The following is a 4024-nucleotide window of genomic DNA, read 5'->3' as shown; positions in this document are numbered from 1 at the left end:
CGCGGAGGCTGTTCCCCGGCCCTCGGGTCTCTGGGATCTCTGGGATCTCTCGGATCTCTCGGATCTCTCGGGTCCTGCGGTGCTCCGAAGCCGCCGTCGGGCGACTGGTCGGGCGGCTGAGTCATCAGCGCTCTTCCCCCTCGTTCACTGATTTTTAGCCACGCCCTGAGGTTCTTGACGGACCCAAGGTCGTTGTACAGACGGTTCTCAGACGCATCTTTCTATCACCCGGTACGGACAGCGGAACGGGCCGGATCATCCCTGTTCCCAAGGGAGAACCGGCCCGTGATGCCGCCGTTACGCGCCTTCACGCCCCCTTCACGCGGCGTGCGCGCCACCCCCCGCACGCCCCCGGAACGCCGGCCGATGCGCGGCGGGCGCGTTACGCGTCCTCCGCCAGTTCCAGCCAGCGCAGCTCCAGTTCCTCGCGCTCACCGGCGAGTTCCCGCAGCTGGGCGTCGAGTCCGGCCACCTTCGCGAAGTCGGTGGCGTGTTCGGCGATCTGGGCGTGCAGCTTGGTCTCCTTCTCGGAGATCTTGTCCAACTGCCGCTCGATCTTCTGGAGTTCCTTCTTGGCGGCGCGCTGGTCGGCGGCGCTCTTCTCGGTGGTGGCCGGCTTGGGCGCCGCGGCGGCGCTCCGCGCGGCGACCGCCTCCTCCAGCTGCCTGCGCCGCTCCAGATACTCGTCGATGCCGCGCGGCAGCATCCGCAGGGTGCCGTCGCCGAGCAGGGCGAACACCCGGTCCGTGGTGCGCTCCACGAAGAACCGGTCGTGGGAGATGACGATCATCGAGCCGGGCCAGCCGTCGAGGACGTCCTCCAGCTGGGTCAGGGTCTCGATGTCGAGGTCGTTGGTGGGCTCGTCCAGGAAGAGCACGTTGGGCTCGTCCATCAGCAGCCGCAGCAGCTGGAGCCGGCGCCGCTCACCGCCGGAGAGGTCGCCGACCGGCGTCCACTGCTTCTCCTTGTTGAACCCGAAGGTCTCGCACAGCTGCCCGGCGGTCATCTCGCGCCCCTTGCCGAGGTCGACGCGCTCGCGGACCCGCTGCACGGCCTCCAGCACCCGCCAGGTGGGGTCGAGTTCGGCGACCTCCTGGGAGAGGTAGGCGAGCTTGACCGTCCGGCCGACGTTGATCCGGCCGCCGGCCGGCTGCTCCTCGCCCTCGCTGCGGGCGGCGGCGGCCATGGCGCGCAGCAGCGAGGTCTTGCCGGCACCGTTGACGCCGACCAGGCCGATCCGGTCACCCGGGCCGAGCTGCCAGGTGACGTGCTTGAGCAGCACCTTCGGCCCGGCCTGGACGGTGATGTCCTCCAGGTCGAAGACCGTTTTGCCGAGGCGGGAGGAGGCGAACTTCATCAGCTCGCTGCTGTCGCGGGGCGGCGGCACGTCGGCGATCAGCTCGTTGGCGGCCTCCACCCGGAAGCGGGGCTTGGAGGTGCGGGCGGGGGCGCCGCGCCGCAGCCAGGCCAGCTCCTTGCGGATCAGGTTCTGCCGCTTGACCTCTTCGGTGGCGGCGATCCGCTCGCGCTCGGCGCGGGCGAAGACGTAGTCGGAGTAGCCGCCCTCGTACTCGTACACGTCGCCGCGCTGCACGTCCCACATGCGGGTGCAGACCTGGTCCAGGAACCACCGGTCGTGGGTCACGCAGACCAGTGCGGAGCGGCGGTCGCGCAGGTGCTGGGCGAGCCAGGCGATGCCCTCGACGTCGAGGTGGTTGGTGGGCTCGTCCAGGACGATCAGGTCCTGTTCCTCGATGAGCAGCTTGGCCAGCGCGATCCGGCGCCGCTCGCCACCGGACAGCGGGCCGATGACGGTGTCCAGGCCCTTGGGGAAGCCCGGCAGGTCGAGGCCGCCGAACAGGCCGGTCAGCACGTCCCTGACCTTGGCGTTGCCCGCCCACTCGTGGTCGGCCATGTCGCCGATGACCTCGTGGCGGACGGTGGCGGCGGGGTCGAGGGAGTCGTGCTGGGTGAGCACGCCGAGCCTGAGCCCGCCGGAGTGGGTGACCCGCCCGGTGTCGGCCTCCTCCAGCTTGGCGAGCATCCGGATCAGGGTGGTCTTGCCGTCGCCGTTGCGTCCGACGACCCCGATCCGGTCCCCCTCCGACACACCGAGCGAGACGCCGTCCAGCAGGGCACGGGTGCCGTAGACCTTGCTGACGTTCTCGACATTGACCAGGTTGACGGCCATTTCACTCCTGCGCACGGGGGTCGGTCAGCCTTCTAGCGTAGAGCCTCGGGGAGGCGAGGCGGCGGGCGCGGGCCCTACCGGACCGTCGCCCCCGGCACCGGTCCCGCCGCCGTCCGTACCGTGCGGCAGGTGCCGGAGTCCCGCAGGGCCCGCGCGACCCGCTGCGCGGATTCGGCGTCCCGGGTGAGGAACGCCGTCGTGGGGCCCGAGCCGGATACCAGGGCCGCGAGGGAACCCGCGGCGCGGCCCGCGGCCAGGGTGTCGGCGAGTTCCGGGAAGAGGGACAGCGCGGCCGGCTGGAGGTCGTTGGAGACGGCCGCCGCCAGCGCGTCGGCGTCACCCTTGGCCAGCGCGTCCAGCAGGTCCTGCGAGGCCACCGGCTCGGGGACGTCCCGGCCCTCGGCCAGCCGGTCGAACTCACGGAAGACGGCCGGCGTGGACAGGCCCCGCTCGGCCATCGCGAACACCCAGTGGAAGGTGCCGCCCGTCTCCAGGACGGTCAGCCGCTCCCCGCGCCCGATGCCCAGCGCGGCCCCGCCGACCAGGCTGAACGGCACATCGCTGCCCAGCTCGGCGCAGATGTCGAGCAGTTCGGCGCGGGAGGCCGCCGTGCCCCACAGCGCGTCGCAGGCGAGCAGCGCGCCCGCGCCGTCCGCGCTGCCGCCCGCCATGCCGCCGGCGACCGGGATGTCCTTGTCGATGTGCACGTGCACGCGGGGCTCGATGCCCCGGCGCGCGGCGAGCGCGAGGGCCGCGCGGGCGGCGAGGTTGGTGCGGTCCAGGGGCACCTGAGCGGCGTCCGGGCCCGCGCAGGTGACGCGCAGCTCGTCGGCCGGGGTGACGGTGACCTCGTCGTACAGGCCGACGGCGAGGAAGACGTTGGCGAGGTCGTGGAACCCGTCGGGGCGGGCCGCGCCCACCGCGAGCTGGACGTTGACCTTGGCGGGGACACGGACCGTGACGCTCACTGCGCTCCTTGGGCTCGGTACGGGTGCCGGCGCTACGCGCTGTGCGGGGCGTGCTCGGCGATGCGGGCGAACTCCTCGACCGTCAGCGACTCGCCGCGGGCCTGCGGGGAGACCCCCGCGGCGACCAGGGCGGCCTCGGCGGCGGCCGCGGAACCGGCCCAGCCGGCCAGCGCGGCCCGCAGGGTCTTGCGGCGCTGCGCGAAGGCGGCGTCGACCACCGCGAAGACCTGCCGCCTGGTGGCCGTCGTCCTGATCGGCTCGGTGCGCCGCACCAGGGAGACCAGCCCGCTGTCGACGTTCGGCGCGGGCCAGAACACGTTGCGGCCGATGGCGCCGGCCCGCTTGACCTCGGCGTACCAGTTGGCCTTCACGGACGGGACGCCGTACACCTTCGAGCCGGGGGCGGCGGCGAGGCGGTCGGCGACCTCGGACTGCACCATCACCAGGGTGCGCTCGATGCTCGGGAAGGTGTCGAGCATGTGCAGCAGCACGGGCACGGCGACGTTGTAGGGCAGGTTCGCGACCAGGGCGGTCGGGGCCGGGCCCGGCAGCTCGGTGACGTGCATCGCGTCGGAGTGGACCAGCGCGAAACGGTCGGCGCGGGCGGGCATGCGGGCGGCGACGGTCGCGGGGAGGGCGGCGGCGAGCACGTCGTCGATCTCGACGGCGGTGACCCGGTCGGCGACCTCCAGCAGCGCGAGGGTGAGCGAGCCGAGCCCCGGGCCGACCTCCACGACGGTGTCGTCGGGGCGGACCTCGGCGGTGCGCACGATGCGGCGCACGGTGTTGGCGTCGATCACGAAGTTCTGGCCGCGCTGCTTGGTGGGGCGGACACCGAGCGCTGCCGCGAGTTCGCGGATGTCGG

At 72.7% G+C, this 4024-nt stretch carries 3 protein-coding genes; all 3 read right to left on the bottom strand.

Annotated elements, in window-relative coordinates; translation table 11 throughout:
- Positions 1-382 precede the first annotated feature (382 nt).
- Complete coding sequence (locus FRZ03_RS25265) at positions 383-2191, bottom strand: ABC-F family ATP-binding cassette domain-containing protein (protein WP_146467441.1); 1809 nt, start codon at positions 2189-2191, stop codon at positions 383-385.
- 74 nt (positions 2192-2265) lie between these two features.
- Positions 2266-3159, bottom strand: coding sequence for a 4-(cytidine 5'-diphospho)-2-C-methyl-D-erythritol kinase (locus FRZ03_RS25260; protein ID WP_146467440.1), 894 nt, complete (start codon positions 3157-3159; stop codon positions 2266-2268).
- 32 nt (positions 3160-3191) lie between these two features.
- A partial coding sequence (gene rsmA, locus FRZ03_RS25255) for a 16S rRNA (adenine(1518)-N(6)/adenine(1519)-N(6))-dimethyltransferase RsmA (RefSeq protein ID WP_146467442.1) occupies positions 3192-4024 on the bottom strand: 833 nt, incomplete at its 5' end.

This window comes from Streptomyces misionensis (assembly GCF_007896895.1).
In the GTDB taxonomy this organism is placed as follows: domain Bacteria; phylum Actinomycetota; class Actinomycetes; order Streptomycetales; family Streptomycetaceae; genus Streptomyces; species Streptomyces misionensis_A.
Note: the sequence above shows the minus strand (reverse complement) of the source record. Positions and strands in the feature narration are given on the sequence as shown.